A 1909-nucleotide genomic window follows, 5' to 3' on the forward strand; every position below is an offset into this window, starting at 1 on the left:
CTGATACTTGATACGATTATATATATTTTTTATTTTTTTATCTAATTTATATTAAAAAATAGCACTAATGAAGATTTTACTTAATGATTTTCAAAGTATTAATCACAGGAGACTATATACTTGTAAATTAACTTTAGTATTTCTAATTTATAAAATAAAAGCCCAGTAAAATCTTTACTAGGCCTTTGTTTTATAAATTGAGTTTATTATTTTCACGCCATTTACACATTTCCTCTAAAATAGGCATTAATGACAATCCTCTTTTTGAAAGTGAATATTCAACTTTAGGAGGAATTTGAGGGTATTCTTTATGTATGATAATACCATCTCGTTCCAATTCTTTTAATTGATTATTTAGAATCTTATCGGTTATTGAACCAATACACCTTTTAAGCTCTCCATAGCGTAATACATCATACTCTACTAGCCAAAATATTATAATCATTTTCCACTTCCCTCCAATAATTGAAAGAGTATATCCAAATGGTGTAGAAGTTATATTAGTTAAATCAGATATATTGTAGTTTTTCATACTCATTTAATCATCATTATGTAATAAAACTACTATCCTAAACGTTAGTACCTTACTTAAAAGTAAGTACTTGTTTAAATATAAAATAGTACATATACTTATATAAATAAAAGTTAAAAAATATGAGGAGATGACTTTCATGAAAAAATGTAAAATAGAAGTGATAAAAACAACATTCCACAAAGACTTAGCAGATGAGTATGGATGTAAAGGTATTGGGAAATGTCCTATGCATGAAGTAGGGGAAGTATTTTTTGGAGATTTCGCTAAACCTGAAAAATTATGTGATGAAGCATGGAAAGCAATGTATCAATATGTATTTGCTTTATCTCATGGTAGTGAAAAATTTTACTATGAAGATTGGATAGATAAAGAAGGAGTGGCTATATGCTCCTGCAATGATGGAATTCGTCCTGTCATTTTTAAAATTGAGAGAACTGATGAAGAATCTAAAATGGAATATAAACCTATAAGATAGATAATATTTACAATATTGTATGTTTTAATGCATTACATAGAACACTCACAATTATTTACTTAATCAATAAATTCCTTATAACCTTAATGCCTTAATGCTACAATAAATGAAGAACAAATATTTCAGCAGACAGTAGAATGGTTCTCTGTAAAATTTACTACTGCTTCTATTATTATTATTATAGAACCCTATCCAAGCAGACCATAATACATTGTTACTATTTTGGGTTGAATATATAATCAATACTCTCTTTAGATAACAGCTCCATTTTATGTTAATTGATGACATTTTTTTCTTTAATGTCAATTATATGTCTGGTCTTAAATACTACTAAATAACTGTATTTCACTACTATTTACTATTATTTAATAGTATTTATAACTCAGATTTGATATAATACATGTATCAAATATATTTCTATAAATGTTTATTTTTCAACGTTTTAAACTTATCTTTTTTTGTTTTGTCAGTTAAATGTCAGTAAAATATTTTATCCACAAATTTTGAATAAGTTTTCCACAACTTATCCCCAATTTTATCCACAAGAAAAAAGGTAGCACTTATGTTAGTAGCTACCTTTTACTCTATTAATCTTCATCATTCCAAGTTTTTATCCAATCCCCTATTTCCATTATTTTTTCTTCAGTTATTTCCTCTTTGTCATGTAGTTTTGAAATTAACTCTGACAGGGGATTGTTATGTAAACCTCCAAAGATTCTTTTTCCTTCTAGTTTTAGATATTCTTTTTCTTTTACTAATACTGTGTAGTGTACATGTTTTCCAATTCTCTGAGATATTAAAAAACCTTTTTTAGTTAATCTTGCTAAAAGTGTAATTGTAGTTGTATGTTTCCAACCATATTTTTCCTCCATTTCATCTGCAACGTCTTTAGATATTAC

General features: G+C 26.6%; 3 protein-coding genes. 1 reads left to right on the forward strand and 2 read right to left on the reverse strand.

Annotated features, from left to right (window positions below; genetic code table 11):
• Positions 1–190: 190 nt before the first annotated feature.
• Entirely contained in the window at positions 191–532 is a 342-nt protein-coding gene (locus tag KGF52_RS20865; RefSeq protein WP_227841500.1) for a winged helix-turn-helix transcriptional regulator, read from the reverse strand.
• 139 nt (positions 533–671) lie between these two features.
• Here KGF52_RS20865 and KGF52_RS20870 point away from each other — a divergent pair, with 139 nt between their 5' ends.
• Positions 672–1010 carry a TIGR04076 family protein gene (locus KGF52_RS20870; protein ID WP_227841501.1) on the forward strand — a complete coding sequence of 113 codons (339 nt, stop codon included), beginning with the start codon at positions 672–674 and terminating at the stop codon, positions 1008–1010.
• A 587-nt stretch (positions 1011–1597) separates the two neighbouring features.
• Here the strand turns inward: KGF52_RS20870 and KGF52_RS20875 are convergent.
• Positions 1598–1909, reverse strand: a 312-nt coding sequence (locus tag KGF52_RS20875) for a BlaI/MecI/CopY family transcriptional regulator (protein ID WP_227841502.1), incomplete at its 5' end; no start/stop codon positions are given.

The organism is Clostridioides sp. ZZV15-6597, assembly GCF_020657815.1.
Taxonomy (GTDB): domain Bacteria; phylum Bacillota; class Clostridia; order Peptostreptococcales; family Peptostreptococcaceae; genus Clostridioides.